The following is a 17,844-nucleotide window of genomic DNA, read 5'->3' as shown; positions in this document are numbered from 1 at the left end:
CTAGCAGGCTCGCCACTGGTCGCCATCCTGCCCGTAATCGCGGGCGAGGGCGGCGATCAGGCCCATATCGGTGCTGTCGAGCGGTCCGTCATGGAAGGGGCGGAAACGCAGACGGACAGCAGGCAGGATATGATCGTGATCGGGCGAGGTATAGCCGAAGAGCTGCGCCAGCGTCAGGAATTGCGCCATATCCGGTGCCAGACCGTCTACCGGTTGCGAGGGCATGACCGCCAGCCCCTGTCGGGCCAGACGTGCCCAGTCGAATCGCGGACCGGGATCGAATTTGCGGGCGGGTGCCATGTCGGAATGGGCAATCACATTCTGCGGCGGGATCTGCCATTGGCGCAAGATACGGGCCAGCAGCCCTTCGAGCGCCGCCATCTGTGTATGGGAAAACGGCCGTGTACCGGGATTGTCGAGCTCGATCCCGATGGAGCGGGAGTTCAGATCGCTACACTCGCCCCAGTGTCCGACACCGGCATGCCATGCGCGGCGCGCCTCGTCGACCAGCTGCATCATCGTGCCATCATTGCCGATGAGCCAATGGGCGGAGACCTCGGCTGCCGGATCGCACAGGCGCTCCCGGGCCGAGGCCATGTCTTTCATGGCTGTGAAATGCAGGACGACATGGTCAGGCCGCGCACCTTCCCGTCGCTCTCCATGGTTGGGCGAGGGGAAGGGCTCTGTCATCAGTTACGGGCGGCCTGGAACGGGCGCGGATCCCAGCCACAGGCGAACCCGTCGCCATCGGGATCCAGATTGCCCGGATCCTTCTCGGGACCGCCATTGGCCAGGAAGGCGATCTGCGCCTTGTCGGGCGAGACATATTTCGCGCAGGCCTTTGTCGTGGAATTGAACTTGATCCCGCCGCGCGTATAGACCGACTGGCCCGGCTGGTTATTGACCGAGAGCGCATAGGCGGCAAGGTTGGGGCCGCCGGAGCCCGATGCTGCACTATAGGTGTCGCCCGCGGTCTTCTGCGCGGGGGCAGGGGCGGTGAACGTGTCCTCTGCGCGCTCGGCCGCTGTTGCGGTGCTCGAATAGGGCGAGGAGGCAGGGGCGTAATCGGTGACCTGCTGCCCGCCCGATTGCGGGGCCGTCGCGTTGAGGGCCGCCAGCGTGTCGGCCCCCAGTTGTGCGTTGGGGTCATTGGCGGGGGCGGCCGCCGCAGCGGTCGTGCCCATGGCCGACATCGGCTGACCCGACGCTGCGGTGGTCGTGGAACCGGCGGTGCTGCCCTGAAGCTGCGACTCGCGCTGCGCCAGATAATCGCGATAGCTTTCATTGCCCCCGATGGCGGGTGCGCCCACACCGGCGGCCGAATTCGGCACGCTCGGCTGGCAGGCGGCAAGCGCCAGCACGGAGAGGGTCAGTGAAAGTCCAAGAACTGGCGCGCGCATGCGGTTACTCCATTACCACCATTGGTTCGGCTTGGCATTGAAGCCTGCCGCACGTTCGAGCACAAGAGCATGGTTGAGCAGCTCGCCCTCTTCCCACGGACGGCCGATCAGCTGCAGGCCGAGCGGAAGCCCCTGTTTATCAAGGCCAACCGGCACCGAAACGCCCGGCAGACCGGCAAGGTTGAGGGTGACCGTAAACACGTCATTGAGATACATCTTGACCGGATCGGCATCCTTCATCTCGCCGATGGCGAAGGCCGAGGAGGGTGTGGTCGGCACGAGGATGGCGTCGATCCCTGCGGCGAAGGCTTGCTCGAAATCGCGCTTGATCAGCGCGCGCACCTTGCGGGCGCGGTTGTAATAGGCGTCATAGAAGCCAGCCGAGAGCACATAGGTGCCGATCATGATGCGGCGCTGCACCTCGGGGCCGAAGCCCTCGGCGCGGGTCTTGGCATACATGTCGTCGATGCCGTCCCCCTTGCCCAATGTCGCGCGGTGGCCATAGCGCACCCCGTCATAGCGCGCGAGGTTGGACGAGGCTTCGGCCGGCGCGATGACGTAATAGGCGGGCAGGGCGTATTTGGAATGCGGCAGCGAGATATCCACGATCTCGGCGCCGGCATCGCGCAGCATCGCCATACCGTTATCCCAGAGCGCCGCGATCTCTTCGGGCATGCCGTCGAGGCGGTATTCGCGCGGGATGCCGATTTTCTTGCCACGGATATCGCCAGTCAGGGCTGCTTCGAAATCCGGCACCGCGATTTCGGTCGAGGTCGAATCCTTGGGGTCATGCGAGCACATCGCCTGCAGCATGATCGCCGCATCGCGCACGTCCTTGGTCATCGGGCCCGCCTGATCGAGCGAAGAGGCATAGGCCACAACACCCCAGCGCGAGCAGCGGCCATAGGTCGGCTTGATGCCGGTGATGCCGGTGAAGGCCGCAGGCTGGCGGATCGAGCCGCCGGTATCGGTGCCGGTCGCCGCCAGGCAGAGGTCTGCCGCCACGGCCGCCGCCGAGCCACCCGAGGAGCCACCCGGCGTGCGGGCTTTGTCATCGACCTTCCACGGGTTGATCGCGGGGCCGTAGCAGGCGGTTTCGTTGGACGAGCCCATCGCGAATTCATCCATCGAGAGCTTGCCCAGCATGACCGCGCCCGCATCCCAAAGGTTCTGGGTGACGGTGGATTCATATTCGGGCTTGAAGCCTTTGAGGATGTTCGAGCCTGCCTGCGTGGGCACGCCCTTGACCGCGAAGAGATCCTTGATCCCCAGCGGGATGCCGCACATGGCAGGCGCATCGCCTGACTTGAGGCGGGCATCGGCGGCCTTGGCCATATCCAGCGCCATCTCGGGGGTCTTGGCCGACCATGCATTGAGCGCATCCGCGCCCTCGATAGCCTTCAGGCAGCTTTCGGTCAGCTCGACAGAGGTCGTCTCGCCCTTGCGCAGCGCGTCACGGGCTTCGGAGATTTTCAGCGTATTGAGGGTCATTCCACCACCTTCGGCACGGCAAAGAAGCCCTCGCGGGCATCGGGGGCGTTCTTGAGGATCTTGTCCTGATAATTGCCATCGGTCACCTCATCGACGCGGCGCTTGAGGCGCTGCGGGCTGACGGAGGTCATGGGCTCGACGCCCTCGACGTCCACCTCGGTGAGCTGCTCCATGAGGTTGAGCATGTTGGAAAGATCCGAGGCCAGCTCGGGCAGATTGTCTTCGGCCACTTTGATGCGGGCCAGATGCGCCACCTTGCGGGCGGTATCGATGTCGATGGACATATGTTTCTCCGCTGGATTTGGCACGGGTTTAGCGGCAAGACCCCGCGCGTTCAAGGAGAAGCGGTCACGATCGGGCGCTTGCTCTTCCCTTTCTCGCCCTGCCGCCTACAGTCTGGGAGGAAATCTTCCTGATGACCCATGAAAAGGAGAGAAAACCATGAAACTCACATGGCTCGGCCATTCCGGCTTCCGTCTCGAGATCGAGGGCGCGACCCTGCTGATCGACCCTTGGCTTGCGGGCAATCCGACCTTCCCCGAGAGCAGCCGCGCCGAGGCCATCTCGGGGGCGACCCATATCCTTCTGAGCCACGGCCATGGGGACCATTCCGCCGATACCGTGGCCATCGCGCGCGAGCTGGGCATTCCGGTGGTGTGCATTGCCGATATTGCGAGCTACTGGGCCGAGGCCGAGGGGATCGAGACGATGGGCTTCAACAAGGGCGGCACCGTCGATCTGGGCGGCGCCAAGGTCACCATGGTCAATGCGTCGCATTCCTCGAGCATGGATGGCCCGAACGGCCCGATCTATACCGGCACCGAATCGGGCTTCATGATCAAGGGCGAGGGGCGCTGCATCTATTTCTCGGGCGACACCGACATCATGGCCGATATGGCCTGGATGGGCGAATACCACGCCCCCGATATCGGTATTCTCTGCGCGGGCGGCCATTTTACGATGGATATGAAAGCGGCCACTTGGGCGGCCAGGAAATACTTCGATTTCAAGACGGTGATCCCGTGCCATTACAAGACCTTCCCGCTTCTGGAGCAATCGGCGGAAGAAATGGTCAAGGGCCTGCCGGGGGTGGATGTGATCGAGCCCGAAGTGCTTAAGCCCATCGAACTCTAATACAAAAGCCGCGGCAGGGGACTGCCGCGGCTTAATGAAAGCCCCGTGCCGGATCAGGCCGGATCAGGCGGGAATGCTCATACCCTTTTCGGCGGCCAGTTCGCGCATGCGCTTTTGCAGCTTCTCGAAAGCGCGCACCTCGATCTGGCGGATACGTTCCCGCGAGACGTCGTATTTCGCGGAGAGATCCTCGAGCGTCACCGGATCCTCGCGCAGTCGGCGCTCCATGAGAATATCCTTCTCGCGGTCGTTGAGCACATCCATGGCGCCCATCAGCATCTCGCGGCGGGTATTCAGCTCGTCGCTTTCCGCATAGGCCTCGGCCTGATCGGCATCCTCGTCCTCGAGCCAGTCCTGCCATTGCGCGGCCCCCTCTTCCGAGGCGCCGACCTGTGCATTGAGCGAGGCATCCGAGCCCGACAGGCGCCGGTTCATCGAGATAACCTCATCCTCGGTCACATTCAGGTCATGGGCGATCTGGGCCACATTCTCGGGCCGCATATCGCCATCCTCATAGGCACCAATACGGGACTTGGCCTTGCGCAGGTTGAAGAACAGCTTCTTCTGCGCCGAGGTCGTGCCCAGCTTCACCAGCGACCACGAACGCAGGATATATTCCTGAATGGCCGCGCGGATCCACCACATTGCATAGGTGGCAAGGCGGAAGCCCTTTTCGGGATCGAAGCGCTTCACGGCCTGCATCAGGCCCACATTCGCCTCCGAGATCACCTCGGCCTGCGGCAGACCATAGCCGCGATAGCCCATAGCGATCTTGGCGGCCAGACGCAGGTGTGAAGTTACCATCCTGTGCGCGGATTCCGCGTCCTGATGATCGACCCAGCGTTTGGCCAGCATATATTCTTCTTCGGGCTCCAGCAGGGGGAATTTGCGGATTTCCTGAAGATAGCGGTTCAGCCCCTGTTCAGGGCTTGGGGCTGGAAGGTTGGTATAACTCGACATGTGAACCCCTTTCTTTCCGTCTTGACGGCCCGATATGGGAAGGCGGGCCATCTGTTACAAGATGTCGTTTCAGAAACCTTAACGCGTAAAGGCGGCGATGGGTCCGAAATGACCTTTGGCTGGGGAATAGAAAAGAACATGCGCCCGCCGCTTGCAAGCGAAAGGCGCATCATGTGACGTTTAAGTGAACCAATCGGTTCAGATTGAAACATTTCCGCGGAGCGCGGTCAGTAGCTGTTCCATGTCATCGGGCAGCGGCGAAGAAAATTCCAGCTCCTCGCCCGTCACCGGATGGACAAAGCCCAAGGTGGCGGCATGCAGCGCCTGACGCGGGAAATTCGCCGCCGCATCGATGGCTGCCTCGCCCAGCGATTTCGGCAGCTTGCGCCGCCCGCCATAGACCGGATCGCCGATCAGCCCGTGGCCCGCATGCGCCATATGCACACGGATCTGGTGGGTGCGCCCCGTCTCGAGCCAGCAATCGATCAGCGCGGCAACGCCCTGTAGGTCCTCGACCGTGCGTGCCCGCGTTACCGCATGGCGCCCGCCGTCAAAGCATACAGCCTGTTTCTGGCGGTCGGTTTTGTGGCGCGCGAGCTGGGAGGTGATCTTGAGCACGCCGCCCTGTTCGAAATTCACACCCTTGGTGCCGCGCAGGCGCGGATCGGCCGCCGAGGGCACCCCGTGACACACGGCCATATAGTGGCGGTGCACGGTATGCTTCTCGAACTGCTTGGCGAGCCCGTGATGGGCGGCATCCGATTTCGCCACCACGAGGAGGCCCGAGGTCTCCTTGTCGATCCGGTGCACGATACCCGGGCGCTTCTCGCCGCCAATCCCCGACAGATTGCCACCGAAATGGTGCAAAAGCGCATTGACCAGCGTGCCATCGGGCGTGCCGGGGGCGGGGTGGACCACCATGCCGGCGGGCTTGTTGATGACGATCAGATCGTCATCTTCCCACAGGATCTCCAGATCGATCTTCTGCGCCACGGTCTCGACCTCGCGCGAGGCCTCCACGGTGATCTCGTAGACCTCGCCTGCCGCGACCTTGGTCTTCTGTTCGGTCACCGCCACGCCCTCGCGGGTGACCGCGCCATCGGCGATCAGTTTCGCCAACCGCGAACGCGAGAGGTTTTCTTCTTCTGGCACAAGTGCGCTCAAAGCCTTATCAAGACGGTCGGCAGGGGGCTCTTCCCCGATTTCGATGCGAAGGATACGCTGTTCCATGTCCGATCCGATCTCCGATCCCGACGCGCCCTTGCCAGAGCTGCGCTTTCTCAAATGGCTGGTGACAGCCCTTGCCGTCACCATGATTGCGGGCCTTCTAACCATCGTGACGCTGCTTGTCATCCGCTTCAATCAACCGAGCGAGAATAAGCTGACCCTGCCAGAGACGATTTCACTGCCCGAAGGGACCAAGGCGGCCTCGGTCACGATGCAGCCCGACCGGATCATCGTGGTGACCGAGGATGGTCGTGTTCTGGCCTATTCGGTATCGGGGCGCCTCACCGGCCAGACGCGGCTGAGCGCCCCATGACCGAGCCGCGGCTGGGCGTTCTCGCGGTCTGTCTCACCCAGACCCATGCGCTTCTGGTGCGCCGCCGTAACCCGCCCGATGCGGGGCTCTGGGGGTTTCCGGGCGGGAAGGTCGATTGGGGCGAGACGGTGGCTCAGGCAGCAACGCGCGAGCTTCGGGAGGAAACCGGCGTTGTGGCGCGGGCAGGGTCGCAAATCGATGCGGGTGATTTCATCACGCGGGACGCGGCGGGCGCTGTGGCATGGCATTACTATTTGGTGGCGATCGCCTGCCGTGCCGATGACCCGCAGCCCGTGGCGGGCGATGATGCGATGGAGGCGCGGATGGTGCCTTTTGCCGAGATCGAGGCCGGTGCATTGGCGATGAGTGCGGGCGTGACCACGCTTTTGCAAAAGGCGCGGGCCGCACGGGGATGAAACACGGCCATGAAAAAGGGGGCACATGGCCCCCTTTTTGACTCATGCAGCGCGTGGCTCAGCCCTTGGTTTCGAGCGCGTCCAGACGGGCTTTGAGTGCCTCGTTCTCCTCACGGGCCTTGGTGGCCATCGCTTTGACAGCATCGAATTCCTCACGGGTCACGAAGTCGCGTTCGGCCAGCCAGCGGTCCATCCACGATTTCATCGCCGTCTCGGCCTCGGTGCGGGCGCCTTGAGCAACACCCATTGCATTGGTCATCAGCTTGGACATCTCGTCAAAGAGTTTGTTGGGCGCGGTCATGATCTCTTCCCATCCTCGGGCTAGGGCTTTCAGTTGCCTCATATATGAGGGTTTGCACCCCCGCTGACAAGTCCCGAGCGCGGCGCCGCAGTGCGGCCCGCTCCCTGACAAGCCAGTGCGGGCCGCCAGATTGCCGCCTCCACGGCTTGACTTCCGGTGGCGGGGAAGGCTTTCTCCGGCCATCGCGCGACAACGATTTCACGGCCCCGTTCGCGGCCCTTCCAAGGAGACAGCCCGATGCTGCCACTGGCGATTGCATTTCCGCAGATCGACCCGAATGCCTTTGTCATACCGGTGCTGGATCTGCCTATCCGCTGGTATGCGCTGGCCTATATCGCGGGGCTGTTGGCGGGGTGGTTCATCATCATGCGTCTGATGAAGGCGCCAACCCTCTGGGGCGGTCAGGCGCCGATGCCCGCCAAACAGGTGGAAGACCTGCTGACATGGGTGATCGTGGGGGTCATTCTCGGTGGACGGCTGGGCTTTGTGCTGTTTTACGAACCCGCATGGTATCTGAGCCACCCGCTTGAAATCGTGATGGTGTGGAAGGGGGGTATGTCCTTCCATGGCGGGTTCCTCGGCACCGTGATCGCGGTCTGGTTCTATTGTCGCCGCCATAACCTGCCAGTCTGGTCGGTGGGGGATGCCGCCGCGGTGGTGGCACCGATCGGGCTTCTGTTGGGCCGGATCGCCAATTTCATCAAGCCCGAACTCTGGGGGCATCCGACCGATGTGCCATGGGGCGTGATCTTTCCGGGGGAGGCCGCGCAGACCTGTCTGGGGATCGCGGGACAGGTGGACGGCATGTGCGCCCGTCACCCCTCGCAGCTTTATGAAGGCGGCCTTGAAGGGATCGTGCTGGGGCTGCTTCTGTGGGTGCTGGTCTCGCGCGGGCTGTTGCGCCGTCCGGGGGCGGCCTTTGGCATCTTCCTGATGGGCTATGGCCTTTCGCGTGCCTTTGTCGAACTGTTCCGTCAGGCCGATCCGCAATTCGTGACCGCCACCAACCCGATGGGCTATGTGGTGCAACTGGGCCAGTTCGGTCTGTCGATGGGGCAGGTCCTGTCGCTGCCGATGATCATCATCGGGCTCGCAATCCTGATACGGGCGCTGCGCAGGCCCAAGGTGGGGACTGCGTGAGCGGGGATCTGAAATCGCGGCTGCTTGCGGCGATCCGTGCGGATGGTCCGATGCGGCTCGATCACTATATGGCGGCCTGTCTTCTGGACCCGCAGGCGGGCTATTACGCGACCCGTGATCCTTTCGGGCAGGCGGGCGATTTCATTACCGCGCCCGAGATCAGTCAGCTTTTTGGCGAGATGCTGGGCCTGTGTCTGGCGCAGGTCTGGATGGATCAGGGGGCGCCTGCGTGTTTCACGCTGGCCGAGGCGGGACCGGGACGCGGCACACTGATGGCCGATATCCTGCGGGTTCTGGCCCGTGTGCCGGGGATGCTGGAGGCCGCCGATATCCATCTGGTCGAGGCCTCACCCACCCTGCGCGAGGTGCAGGCGAAAACGCTCGAGCACCATCAGGTGACGTGGTGCGAGAGGGTCGAAGACCTTCCCGAAACGGCGCCTCTCTTTTTCGTGGCCAATGAATTCATCGATGCCCTGCCGATCCGGCAGTTTACGCGCACCGAGACGGGCTGGGCCGAGACGCAGGTCGGGGCCGAGGACGATACCCTGCGCGCGGGGCTTTCGCCCGCGACCCGCCTTGCGCTGCTCGAGCCGCGTTTTGCCCTGACCCGTCCGGGCGATATCGTCGAGATCTGTCCGCAGGCCGTGCCCGTGGTCGAGGCGGTGGCCGCGCGGGTGCGGCATGGCGGCATGGCGATCTTTGTCGATTACGGCGGCTGGCGTAGTTTGGGCGATACATTTCAAGCGCTTGAGAAGCATGAGCCGGTTGATCCCTTCGCCTGTCCGGGTCAGGCGGATCTGACCGCGCATGTGGATTTCGAGCCTCTGGCACAGGCGGCCGTTGCGGCAGGTTTGGCGGTCAGCGAGATGACGGCGCAGGGCGTGCTGCTGGAACGTCTCGGCATCACCCAGCGGGCACAGGCATTGGCGGGGAAGCTGAGTGACGCGGCGCTCGAGGACCATATTGCCGCGCATCGCCGCTTGACCCACCCCTCTGAAATGGGTCAGCTGTTCAAGGCGCTTGCCTTTGTCCCGCAGGGCGCGCCGATGCCGCCGGGATTTGCGCCCGCCGGATGATCTGCCGGTAAAGCCTGCCGCCCGAGGGCGGGGTTTGTATGTCCGAGTTCCAATAGAAGCTGAAGAAGATGACAGATACGATGGCCACCACGCTCGAAATCCTGACGTCCCCATTGCTGCGCCCCGTCCGGCATGGCTTCTTTACCCGAAAGGGCGGGGCGTCCTCGGGGATTTTCTCGGGGCTCAATTGTGGTGTGGCCTCGAGCGATCTGAGTTCGGCGGTCGAGGTGAACCGTGCGCGTGTGGCCGAGGCAATGGAGGCCGAGCCCGCCCAGCTCGCCTCGATGCGGCAGGTCCATTCGGCACTGGCTGCCGTGGTTGAAGATCCCGCGCAGCCCGCACCGGAAGCTGACGGGCTGGTGACAAAAACGCCCGGTGTGGTGCTGTCGGTGTTGACGGCGGATTGCCAGCCTGTGCTGTTTTCCGACCCCGAGGCCGGCGTGATCGGCGCCGCCCATGCGGGTTGGAAAGGCGCTTTGGGCGGGGTGCTGGAGGCGACCGTAGAGGCGATGGAGACCCTTGGCGCCGAGCGCGGACGCATCTGCGCGGTGATCGGGCCCTGCATCAGTCAGGCGGCCTATGAGGTGGGCGAGGAGTTCATGGAGACCTTCCTGATGAAAGATCCTGCCTATAGCCGCTTCTTCGCCGGTGGTCCCAATGGCCGCCCGATGTTCGATCTGCCGTCCTTCGGGCTTCAGCGGCTGCGCGACGCGGGCGTGGGGCAGGCCGAATGGATCGGGCGCTGCACCTATGCCGAGCCGGACCGCTTCTATTCCTTCCGCCGCACCACCCATGCCAAAGAGGCCGATTACGGGCGGCTTATCTCGACGATCCGCCTGTAACCGTTTGCAGGCTCAAAGAAAAAGCCGCCCCTTGGGGCGGCTTTTGAGTTTCAGGCTTCTTCCATCGCTTCCAGCTCGTCGATGAAGCCCGCGATCATCGACAGGCCCTTGTCCCAGAAGGCAGGGTCCGAGGCGTCGAGGCCGAAGGGGGCCAGCAGCTCCTTGTGATGTTTCGAGCCGCCCGCCTTGAGCATGTCGAAATATTTCTCCTGGAAGCCGTCAAGCCCGCCCTCATAGGTGGCGTAAAGCGCGTTCACCAGCCCGTCGCCAAAGGCATAGGCATAAACATAGAAGGGCGAGTGGACGAAATGGGGGATATAGGTCCAGAAGGTCTCGTATCCGTCCATGAACTCGAAGGCCGGACCGAGCGACTCGCCCTGCACCGACATCCACAGCGCGTTGATCTGGTCGGGCGTCATCTCGCCCTCGCGCCGCGCGGCGTGGAGCTTGCACTCGAAATCATAGAAGGCGATCTGGCGCACGACCGTGTTGATCATGTCCTCGACCTTGCCAGCCAGCAGCACTTTGCGCTCGGCAGGCGTTTTGGCCTTTTCGAGCATCTTGCGGAAGGTCAGCATCTCGCCGAAGACCGAGGCCGTCTCGGCCAATGTGAGCGGCGTCGAAGCCAGCATCTCGCCCTGACCGGCGGCCAGACATTGGTGCACGCCATGGCCCAGCTCATGGGCCAGCGTCATCACATCGCGCGGTTTGCCGAGGTAGTTGAGCATCACATAGGGGTGGACGGTGGTCACCGTCGGATGCGCGAACGCCCCCGGAGCCTTGCCCGGTTTGACGCCGGCATCAATCCAGCCGCGCTCGAAGAAGGGCTTGGCGAGCTCGGCCATGCGCGGGTCGAAGGCGCCGTAGGCCTCATCGACAATCGCGCGGGCCTCGGACCATTGCACATCGCGCGGAGCCTCGATCGGCAAGGGCGCGTTACGGTCCCAGACCTGCAGTTTGTCGAGGCCCATCCATTTGGCCTTGAGCGCATAATAACGGTGCGAGAGCTTGGGATAGGCGGCCACAACCGCGTTACGCAGCGCCTCGACGACCTCGGGTTCGACATGGTTGGAGAGATGACGCGCGGCCTGGGCCGACGGCATCTTGCGCCAGCGGTCCTCGATCTCCTTCTCTTTGGCCAGCGTGTTGTGCACACGGGCGAAGAGCTTGATATTGGCACCGAACACACGCGCCAGCTCGCGCGCGGCCGCCTCGCGGGTGGCCCGATCATGATCGGCCAGAAGCGTGGTGGTCGATTCGAGGTTCAGCGCCTCACCATTCACCGTGAATTCCAGCGCGGCGGTGGTCTCGTCAAACAGGCGGTTCCACGCAGCCGATCCCACAACCGACTGGTCATGCAGGAATTTCTCCAGCTCGTCCGAGAGCTGATAGGGTTTCATCGCCCGCATACGGTCAAAAACCGGCTTATAGCGCGCGGCGCCGGCATCGGCGAATTGTGCCTTGTAGGTCTCGTCCTCGATGCGGTTGAACTCGAGGCTGAAGAACACCAGAGGCGTGGTGTAGGCGGTGATCTTGTCCTGCGCGTCCGACATCATCTTGGCGCGATCGGGATCGACCGTGTTCTGGTAATAGCGTAGGCCGACATAGGACATGATACGTCCGGCAGTGGTCTCGATCTCTTCGTAGCGGCGGATACACTCGGCCATTTCCGCGCCCGAAAGTGCGGCCAGTTTGCCCTCATAATCGGCGGCGAAACTCGCGCAGTCCTTTTCGACCTTGGCCATATCGGCGGCATATTCGGGGCTATCCGGTGCGGGATAGAGGTCGCTCAGGTCCCATTCGGGCAGGGCGCCGAACTTGCCGGTCCCTGCGGTGGCATTCGCATCCATGACGGGGGTTTTGAGATGAAGTGTCATCATGTCCTCTTTTCCGTGTCTCCCAAGAGATAGGCTGCATGGGCAGCGAGGGGAAGGGGCAGCGGCGGGACATCGGGGAATTGACCACAATGTCATACTTCCTACAATTTTTTATGCGCCGCGCTTGCCATTCTGCGGAAATGCCCAAATTATTATATTCATAACGATCAAAAAATAAGTGCAAGATGTCGAGTTTTGCGCTGGGGAGTGTGCGATGTTGCTTCGGCGATGGGCGTCGGGGGGAACCCGGAGGGATTGCTTAAATTATAAGCATAGGTCTAATTTTACGACATTTTTCAAAGCAGAAAGACGGCCGCAGGGACTGGTTCGCTTCCCCTTGGTGAATGCGTTGCCTAATCTTCCCTTAAGAGGTGAAGGAGTCGAGGCGCAATGATCCAACATTTCAATGAGATGTATGATGGAGGCTCGGTGCGAGAGCCCTATGCGCGGCTAGAGGGATGGACCAATTCCATGCCTGCCGAGTTGCGCCAGATGAAGCAGGCCGAAGCCGAGCAGCTCTTCCGCCGCATCGGCATTACCTTCGCCGTTTATGGTGAAGGCGGCGACCCCGACCGGCTGATCCCTTTCGATATGTTCCCGCGTGTCTTTACGCAGAAGGAATGGCGCAAGCTGGAGGCCGGCATCAAGCAGCGCGCCCGTGCGCTGAACGCCTTTCTCAAGGATGTCTATAACAAGGCCGAGATCGTGAAGGCGGGCAAGATCCCTGCCAAGCTTGTCTATCAGAACGAGGCCTTCGAGCGCGCGGTGATGGGCTTCACACCCGCCATGGGGATCTACAGCCATATCGTGGGCATCGATCTAGTGCGCACCGGCCCCGAGGATTTCTACGTTCTGGAGGATAACTGCCGCACGCCCTCGGGGGTCAGCTACATGCTGGAGAACCGCGAGATCATGATGCGGATGTTCCCCAAGCTGTTCCACGAGAACCGGATCGAGCCGGTCGATGGCTATGCCGAGGCGCTCAGGCGCACGCTGGCCTCCGTGGCGCCTGCCAAATGCGACAAGGACCCGACCATCGCGATCCTGACGCCCGGCCATTACAATTCGGCCTATTACGAGCATAGCTTCCTTGCCGATCTGATGGGGGTCGAACTGGTCGAGGGGCCCGATCTCTTCTGCGAGGGCGGGTTCGTGTGGATGCGCACGACCGAGGGCCCCAAGAAGGTAGATGTAATCTACCGCCGGATCGATGATGCTTTCCTTGATCCGCTCTGCTTCCGTCCCGATTCCATGCTGGGCGTGCCCGGCCTGATGGATTGCTACCGTTCGGGCGGTGTCAGTATCTGCTCGGCGCCCGGTGCAGGTGTGGCCGATGACAAGGCCGTCTATACATTCGTGCCCGAGATGATCCGCTTCTATCTGGGCGAGGAGCCGATCCTGCAGAACGTGCCCACATGGCAATGCGCCAAAACGGACGATCTGAAATATGTGCTCTCCAACCTGCCGGAACTGGTGGTCAAAGAGGTCCATGGCTCGGGCGGCTACGGCATGCTGGTCGGCCCGAAATCCACGAAGGAGCAGATCGAGATCTTCCGTCGCAAGATCGAGGAAGATCCCGAGAATTACATTGCCCAGCCGACGCTGGCGCTCTCGACGACGCCGACCTTTGTCAACGAGGGCGTGGCTCCGCGCCATGTGGATTTGCGGCCCTACTGTCTGGTGGGTGAGAAGATTGAACTTGTTCCCGGAGGTCTGACGCGCGTTGCGCTGACCGAAGGCTCTTTGGTGGTGAATTCCTCGCAAGGCGGGGGCGTTAAAGACACTTGGGTTCTGGCGGAATGAGGGGGAAGCCATGCCGAGAGACAATTACGCCGGAATTGCCACCCGTTTCGAGAGGAGAGGTGGCATGCTGAGCCGGACCGCCGAAAACCTGTTCTGGATTGCCCGCTATATCGAGCGGGCGGAGACCATGGCCCGCCTTCTGGAAGTGGGCGCGCGGATCACCATGATCCCGCAGGCCAATGGCGATGGCTATCGCAGCGAGTGGGAGAGCCTTTTACAGGCCTCGGGCACCGCTGACGGCTTTGCCGATAAATATGGCGATCCGGTGCAGCGCAATATCGAGAGCTATATGTTCTTCGATCGTGACAACCCGTCTTCCGTGATTTCCTGTATCGAGCGGGCTCGCGAAAATGCGCGGATCGTGCGCACCGCGATCTCGGGCCAGCTCTGGGACGTGCTGAACATGGCCTTTCAGGAGTTGCGCCAGCTTGAACGCCGACCGCGCTCCGAGCTGGAACTGACCGACCTGACCGAATGGGTCTCGCGCCAGTCGACCATGGTGCGTGGGGCCATCGATTCGACGCTTCTGCATAATGACGGCTACCATTTCCTCAATATCGGTTTCGCGCTGGAGCGGGCCGATAACACCGCGCGGCTTCTGGATGTGAAATATTACGTTCTGCTGCCGTCGCTCGATTTTGTGGGATCTGAGCTCGATAGTTATCAGTGGCACACACTGCTGCGCACGCTGCAGGCGCATCGCGCCTTCCATTTCGCCTATGGCGGCGAGCTGACGGCGCGCAAGATCGCGCATTTCCTGATCCTCAATCCGCAGAGCCCGCGCTCGCTGATCACGGCCGCCGAGAAGGTGACCTACCATCTGGAATGCCTTGCCCGCGACTACCGCAAATCGGGGCTGCCGCAGATGCGGGCCCGCGCGCTTCTGGGCGAGCTGCAGAAAGCCGAGGTCGAGGATATTTTCGACGAGGGGCTGCACGAGTTCCTGACCCGCTTCATCGGCGAGGTCTCCGGCCTGACCTCGACCGTGTTCGAGACCTATCTATCGGGTGAGGCAAGATGATCCTGACCGTCAACCATGTAACGATTTACGATTACGATGCGCCCATGCGCAGCTCCGTTCAGTCGCTCAGGCTCTTTGCCTCGCGCCATGACGGGCAGCGGGTCATCGACTGGGATGTGGCCGTGCAGGGGGGCGTCCTTGGCGGCGCCTTCCGTGACGGGGCGGGTGACAGGATCGAGGGCTGGTCCGTGCGCGGGCCTCTCGAGCAGCTGCGCATCACCGTGCGGGGCCGTGTCGAGACGGCCGATACGGCGGGCATGCTGCGCGGCCATCGCGAAACGATCAACCCTCTGGCCTATCTGCGCGAGACCGCTCTGACCCATGACGACGGCACGCTCTCGGCGCTGGCCGCCAAGGGCGTGACGGGCAAGGAAGAGCCTCTGGAGCAGGCGCACCGCCTATGCCGTCTGACGGCCGACGAGGTCGAATACCAGTCCGGCGAGACCGAGGCCAGAACCACCGCCTCCGAGGCGCTGTATCGCAAGAAGGGCGTATGTCAGGATCAGGCGCATGTGCTGATCACCATGGCGCGCGCGCTGGATGTGCCCGCGCGCTATGTGACGGGCTATCTCTTTGGCGAGGGTGAGGGCGAGCGCGACGAGGCCAGCCACGCATGGGCCGAGCTGTTTGTGGAGAATTACGGCTGGGTCGGGTTCGATCCGGCCAATCGCTGCTGTCCGGATGCGCGCTATATTCGTATCGGTTCGGGGCTTGACGCGCAGGATGCGGCACCGATCCGCGGGATTGCACAGGGTATGGGCGAGGAGCGCATGAAGGTTTCCGTTGCTCTGGAAAGCGTCCAGCAATAAATCGGCGATGTAATGAGTGCTCAACGAATCGCCCGAGGATAAGAATGACCTATTGCGTCGGACTGTTGCTGGATGCCGGAATGGTATTGTTGTCCGATACGCGGACCAATGCCGGATTGGATAACATCTCGACCTATAAGAAGATGTTCACCTTCGAGGCGAAGGGCGAACGGGTCATAACGGTCATGACGGCGGGCTCGCTGTCGGTCACCCAGACCACGATCGCCCAGCTGCGCGAAGCGATCGAAGACCCCGAGGCCACCGCCGAGACCTCGATCATGCTGGCGCCCACCATGCTGAAAGTTGCCGAGATCATCGGGGCGACGCTGGCGCGGGTGCGCAGCTCGATCAATGCCAAGATGGAAATGAGCCAGGTGTCGACCTCGGCGTCGATGATCGTGGCAGGGCAGCGTCAGAACGGCGCGATGCGGATGTTCCTCGTCTATCCCGAGGGCAATTTTATCGAGGCGACGGAGGACACGCCGTTCCTGCAGATCGGCGAGCATAAATACGGCAAGCCGATCCTCGACCGTGTGGTGCAGAAAACCACACCGCTGGAAGATGCCAAGAAGGCGGTTCTGCTGTCGATGGATTCGACCCTGCGCTCGAATCTGTCGGTGGGGATGCCGCTTGATCTTGCCGTTATCCGCGATGGCGATCTCGCGGTGAGCGAGACTACCCGTATCGAGGCACAGGACCCGCAGTTCATGGCCATGTCGCAGGCATGGTCGGATGTGCTGCGTGACGGATTTTCCGAGATCAAGATCTAAAGGGCTTTCCCGAACGCCCCGACACAGCCGTCAAAGAACCGCTTGCGCCGCTCGGGCGTATCCATCATGACCTCGTGCTCGGCCCCGTCGATCCAGTCGAGCGTGCCCTTGCGCCAGCCACGCATGCGGTGATCGACCGCAGCGATATCGATGACGCGCTCGTCGGTGCCGACCGAACAGTAGCAATGCAGATCGGGCGAGGGGCGTTGGGCCAGACGGTCGCATTCCAGCACGCCTTCCGCCGCCCAGCCAAGGGTCGGTCCTCCCAGGGACAGTTCGGGCACGCGGGCGGCATGCTCGACCAAAAACGCCCACATGTCGCGGTCCTTGGTCAGTAGGTTATCCTCGAATTCCGTGTTCAGCACATAGCAGGCAGGTCCCATTCCGGGAGGGAATAGGCCGGTGATCCTGAGCTGGCGGATCAGATTGGCGAGCGGTTTGCGGATCAGCGCCACGGGTGGCGGGAGTTTGATGCCGAACATCGGCCCCGAGAAGGCGCAGGCCGCGAAGGGGCTGCCATCGAGCAACCGGCGCAGCGCGATGGTGCCGCCCATCGAATGTCCGACCACGAACCAGGGGCGCGGCAGGTCCAGCGCATGCGCGGCCTCGAGAACCTCGTCGAGATCGGTCTGGAAGGCGTCGAAATGCGTCACATGGCCCTTCATCCGGTTGTCCAGTGCGCGGTCGGCCAGCCCCTGTCCGCGCCAGTCCACGGTCAGCATGGCAAAGCCGCGCGCCTCGAAATCACCTGCGGCAGGTCCGTATTTTTCGATATATTCGGTCCGGCCGGGCAACAGGAAAACGGTGCCGCGCGGATGCTGCGGGCCGCGCCACAGGCCGAGCCGGATGCGCACTCCGTCCGCCGTCTCCAGCCAGAAGGCTTGTCCGCCTTCGGGCCCGCGGGCCAGATCGGCATGGAAGGGGGCGGGGATCATTTCGCTAAGGCCTGCCCCAGCTGCATCGCCAGCCCCATCGGTCCGTCGAGCTTCAGCTTGCCGGTCATATAGGCGCTCATCGGGTTCACGGTGCCGCCCAGCAGGCCTTCGAACGTGTCACGCGTGGCGCTCAGCGTCACCTCGGACGGCGTGTCGATCCCGCCTGCGCGCACGCCATTCGGGTCCACAATGATCGCGCCTTCGTCATGGATCACGAATTTCGCGACCTGTGGAAACCCTTCGGGAAGACGCTTTTCAAGGGCTTCGACGGCGGCGGCAATGACTTTGCTCATAGGGTGCTCCGAATTGTGATATTTTCAGGCTCGATT

At 62.6% G+C, this 17,844-nt stretch carries 20 protein-coding genes; 10 read left to right on the top strand and 10 right to left on the bottom strand.

Annotated elements, in window-relative coordinates:
* From WDB91_RS00310 to gatC, 4 genes are read right to left on the bottom strand one after another with little or no spacing between them, the layout of a single operon-like run.
* Positions 1 to 690: an N-acetylmuramoyl-L-alanine amidase gene (locus tag WDB91_RS00310; RefSeq protein WP_339113191.1), complete on the bottom strand. Its 690-nt coding sequence runs from the start codon at positions 688 to 690 to the stop codon at positions 1 to 3.
* Entirely contained in the window at positions 690 to 1,400 is a 711-nt protein-coding gene (locus WDB91_RS00305; protein ID WP_339113190.1) for a hypothetical protein, read from the bottom strand. The genes WDB91_RS00310 and WDB91_RS00305 overlap by 1 nt, the downstream gene beginning before the upstream one ends.
* A 12-nt stretch (positions 1,401 to 1,412) precedes the next feature.
* Positions 1,413 to 2,891, bottom strand: a complete 1,479-nt coding sequence (gene gatA, locus WDB91_RS00300; protein ID WP_339113189.1) for an Asp-tRNA(Asn)/Glu-tRNA(Gln) amidotransferase subunit GatA — start codon at positions 2,889 to 2,891, stop codon at positions 1,413 to 1,415.
* Positions 2,888 to 3,175, bottom strand: coding sequence for an Asp-tRNA(Asn)/Glu-tRNA(Gln) amidotransferase subunit GatC (gatC, locus tag WDB91_RS00295; RefSeq protein WP_339113188.1), 288 nt, complete (start codon positions 3,173 to 3,175; stop codon positions 2,888 to 2,890). The genes gatA and gatC overlap by 4 nt, the downstream gene beginning before the upstream one ends.
* A 157-nt stretch (positions 3,176 to 3,332) precedes the next feature.
* On the opposite strand from gatC, the gene WDB91_RS00290 reads away from it, so the two are divergent.
* Positions 3,333 to 4,025 carry a metal-dependent hydrolase gene (locus tag WDB91_RS00290; RefSeq protein WP_339113187.1) on the top strand — a complete coding sequence of 231 codons (693 nt, stop codon included), beginning with the start codon at positions 3,333 to 3,335 and terminating at the stop codon, positions 4,023 to 4,025.
* A 63-nt stretch (positions 4,026 to 4,088) separates the two neighbouring features.
* Here the strand turns inward: WDB91_RS00290 and rpoH are convergent, their stop codons facing one another.
* Together rpoH and WDB91_RS00280 are read right to left on the bottom strand one after the other, a co-directional pair.
* Entirely contained in the window at positions 4,089 to 4,985 is an 897-nt protein-coding gene (rpoH, locus tag WDB91_RS00285; protein ID WP_339113186.1) for an RNA polymerase sigma factor RpoH, read from the bottom strand.
* A 198-nt stretch (positions 4,986 to 5,183) separates the two neighbouring features.
* Positions 5,184 to 6,215 (bottom strand): RluA family pseudouridine synthase, encoded by a 1,032-nt coding sequence (locus WDB91_RS00280; protein ID WP_339113185.1) that lies wholly within the window; start codon positions 6,213 to 6,215, stop codon positions 5,184 to 5,186.
* Between WDB91_RS00280 and WDB91_RS00275 the strand changes: the two genes are divergently transcribed.
* On the top strand, positions 6,214 to 6,525 hold the full coding sequence (locus WDB91_RS00275; RefSeq protein WP_339113184.1) for a DUF6476 family protein: 312 nt from the start codon (positions 6,214 to 6,216) through the stop codon (positions 6,523 to 6,525). The two genes, WDB91_RS00280 and WDB91_RS00275, sit on opposite strands and share 2 nt — an antisense overlap.
* The gene (locus WDB91_RS00270; protein ID WP_339113183.1) at positions 6,522 to 6,941 is read left to right on the top strand and encodes an NUDIX hydrolase; all 420 of its coding nucleotides are present in this window, start codon (positions 6,522 to 6,524) and stop codon (positions 6,939 to 6,941) included. The genes WDB91_RS00275 and WDB91_RS00270 overlap by 4 nt, the downstream gene beginning before the upstream one ends.
* 58 nt (positions 6,942 to 6,999) lie before the next feature.
* Here the strand turns inward: WDB91_RS00270 and WDB91_RS00265 are convergent, their stop codons facing one another.
* A complete protein-coding gene (locus WDB91_RS00265; RefSeq protein ID WP_339113182.1) occupies positions 7,000 to 7,242 on the bottom strand; it encodes an accessory factor UbiK family protein in 243 nt (80 codons plus the stop codon).
* Positions 7,243 to 7,479: 237 nt separating this feature from the next.
* On the opposite strand from WDB91_RS00265, the gene lgt reads away from it, so the two are divergent.
* The 3 genes from lgt to pgeF all read left to right on the top strand — a co-directional run bounded on the left by lgt (position 7,480) and on the right by pgeF (position 10,300).
* Positions 7,480 to 8,382, top strand: coding sequence for a prolipoprotein diacylglyceryl transferase (gene lgt / locus WDB91_RS00260; protein WP_339113181.1), 903 nt, complete (start codon positions 7,480 to 7,482; stop codon positions 8,380 to 8,382).
* 50 nt (positions 8,383 to 8,432) lie between these two features.
* On the top strand, positions 8,433 to 9,458 hold the full coding sequence (locus tag WDB91_RS00255) for an SAM-dependent methyltransferase (protein ID WP_339114530.1): 1,026 nt from the start codon (positions 8,433 to 8,435) through the stop codon (positions 9,456 to 9,458).
* 68 nt (positions 9,459 to 9,526) lie between these two features.
* Complete coding sequence (gene pgeF / locus WDB91_RS00250; RefSeq protein ID WP_339113180.1) at positions 9,527 to 10,300, top strand: peptidoglycan editing factor PgeF; 774 nt, start codon at positions 9,527 to 9,529, stop codon at positions 10,298 to 10,300.
* 50 nt (positions 10,301 to 10,350) lie between these two features.
* Here the strand turns inward: pgeF and WDB91_RS00245 are convergent, their stop codons facing one another.
* Positions 10,351 to 12,177 carry a M3 family oligoendopeptidase gene (locus tag WDB91_RS00245; protein ID WP_339114529.1) on the bottom strand — a complete coding sequence of 609 codons (1,827 nt, stop codon included), beginning with the start codon at positions 12,175 to 12,177 and terminating at the stop codon, positions 10,351 to 10,353.
* A gap of 390 nt (positions 12,178 to 12,567) precedes the next feature.
* On the opposite strand from WDB91_RS00245, the gene WDB91_RS00240 reads away from it, so the two are divergent.
* The 4 genes from WDB91_RS00240 to WDB91_RS00225 all read left to right on the top strand — a co-directional run bounded on the left by WDB91_RS00240 (position 12,568) and on the right by WDB91_RS00225 (position 16,580).
* Positions 12,568 to 13,980, top strand: a complete 1,413-nt coding sequence (locus tag WDB91_RS00240; RefSeq protein WP_339113179.1) for a circularly permuted type 2 ATP-grasp protein — start codon at positions 12,568 to 12,570, stop codon at positions 13,978 to 13,980.
* Positions 13,981 to 14,044: 64 nt separating this feature from the next.
* Complete coding sequence (locus WDB91_RS00235; protein ID WP_339113178.1) at positions 14,045 to 15,001, top strand: alpha-E domain-containing protein; 957 nt, start codon at positions 14,045 to 14,047, stop codon at positions 14,999 to 15,001.
* Positions 14,998 to 15,810, top strand: coding sequence for a transglutaminase family protein (locus WDB91_RS00230; RefSeq protein ID WP_339113177.1), 813 nt, complete (start codon positions 14,998 to 15,000; stop codon positions 15,808 to 15,810). The genes WDB91_RS00235 and WDB91_RS00230 overlap by 4 nt, the downstream gene beginning before the upstream one ends.
* Positions 15,811 to 15,854: 44 nt before the next feature.
* Positions 15,855 to 16,580 (top strand): peptidase, encoded by a 726-nt coding sequence (locus WDB91_RS00225; RefSeq protein WP_339113176.1) that lies wholly within the window; start codon positions 15,855 to 15,857, stop codon positions 16,578 to 16,580.
* Here WDB91_RS00225 and WDB91_RS00220 read toward each other — a convergent pair.
* Entirely contained in the window at positions 16,577 to 17,515 is a 939-nt protein-coding gene (locus WDB91_RS00220; protein WP_339113175.1) for an alpha/beta hydrolase, read from the bottom strand. The two genes, WDB91_RS00225 and WDB91_RS00220, sit on opposite strands and share 4 nt — an antisense overlap.
* Positions 17,512 to 17,808 (bottom strand): SCP2 sterol-binding domain-containing protein, encoded by a 297-nt coding sequence (locus WDB91_RS00215; RefSeq protein WP_339113174.1) that lies wholly within the window; start codon positions 17,806 to 17,808, stop codon positions 17,512 to 17,514. Before WDB91_RS00215 ends, WDB91_RS00220 begins: the two co-directional genes overlap by 4 nt.
* Positions 17,809 to 17,844: the final 36 nt, after the last annotated feature.

Origin of the sequence: Thioclava sp. GXIMD2076, from assembly GCF_037949795.1 — a bacterium.
Lineage (GTDB): Bacteria > Pseudomonadota > Alphaproteobacteria > Rhodobacterales > Rhodobacteraceae > Thioclava > Thioclava kandeliae.
This window is presented reverse-complemented; position numbering and strand designations above follow the sequence as displayed.

Coding starts and splice junctions, on each gene's coding strand:
- WDB91_RS00310 (WP_339113191.1), bottom strand. CDS start 690: ATGACAGAGCCCTTCCCCTCGCCCAACCATGGAGAGCGACGGGAAGGT.
- WDB91_RS00305 (WP_339113190.1), bottom strand. CDS start 1,400: ATGCGCGCGCCAGTTCTTGGACTTTCACTGACCCTCTCCGTGCTGGCG.
- gatA (WP_339113189.1), bottom strand. CDS start 2,891: ATGACCCTCAATACGCTGAAAATCTCCGAAGCCCGTGACGCGCTGCGC.
- gatC (WP_339113188.1), bottom strand. CDS start 3,175: ATGTCCATCGACATCGATACCGCCCGCAAGGTGGCGCATCTGGCCCGC.
- WDB91_RS00290 (WP_339113187.1), top strand. CDS start 3,333: ATGAAACTCACATGGCTCGGCCATTCCGGCTTCCGTCTCGAGATCGAG.
- rpoH (WP_339113186.1), bottom strand. CDS start 4,985: ATGTCGAGTTATACCAACCTTCCAGCCCCAAGCCCTGAACAGGGGCTG.
- WDB91_RS00275 (WP_339113184.1), top strand. CDS start 6,214: ATGTCCGATCCGATCTCCGATCCCGACGCGCCCTTGCCAGAGCTGCGC.
- WDB91_RS00280 (WP_339113185.1), bottom strand. CDS start 6,215: ATGGAACAGCGTATCCTTCGCATCGAAATCGGGGAAGAGCCCCCTGCC.
- WDB91_RS00270 (WP_339113183.1), top strand. CDS start 6,522: ATGACCGAGCCGCGGCTGGGCGTTCTCGCGGTCTGTCTCACCCAGACC.
- WDB91_RS00265 (WP_339113182.1), bottom strand. CDS start 7,242: ATGACCGCGCCCAACAAACTCTTTGACGAGATGTCCAAGCTGATGACC.
- lgt (WP_339113181.1), top strand. CDS start 7,480: ATGCTGCCACTGGCGATTGCATTTCCGCAGATCGACCCGAATGCCTTT.
- WDB91_RS00255 (WP_339114530.1), top strand. CDS start 8,433: ATGCGGCTCGATCACTATATGGCGGCCTGTCTTCTGGACCCGCAGGCG.
- pgeF (WP_339113180.1), top strand. CDS start 9,527: ATGACAGATACGATGGCCACCACGCTCGAAATCCTGACGTCCCCATTG.
- WDB91_RS00245 (WP_339114529.1), bottom strand. CDS start 12,177: ATGACACTTCATCTCAAAACCCCCGTCATGGATGCGAATGCCACCGCA.
- WDB91_RS00240 (WP_339113179.1), top strand. CDS start 12,568: ATGATCCAACATTTCAATGAGATGTATGATGGAGGCTCGGTGCGAGAG.
- WDB91_RS00235 (WP_339113178.1), top strand. CDS start 14,045: ATGCTGAGCCGGACCGCCGAAAACCTGTTCTGGATTGCCCGCTATATC.
- WDB91_RS00230 (WP_339113177.1), top strand. CDS start 14,998: ATGATCCTGACCGTCAACCATGTAACGATTTACGATTACGATGCGCCC.
- WDB91_RS00225 (WP_339113176.1), top strand. CDS start 15,855: ATGACCTATTGCGTCGGACTGTTGCTGGATGCCGGAATGGTATTGTTG.
- WDB91_RS00220 (WP_339113175.1), bottom strand. CDS start 17,515: ATGATCCCCGCCCCCTTCCATGCCGATCTGGCCCGCGGGCCCGAAGGC.
- WDB91_RS00215 (WP_339113174.1), bottom strand. CDS start 17,808: ATGAGCAAAGTCATTGCCGCCGCCGTCGAAGCCCTTGAAAAGCGTCTT.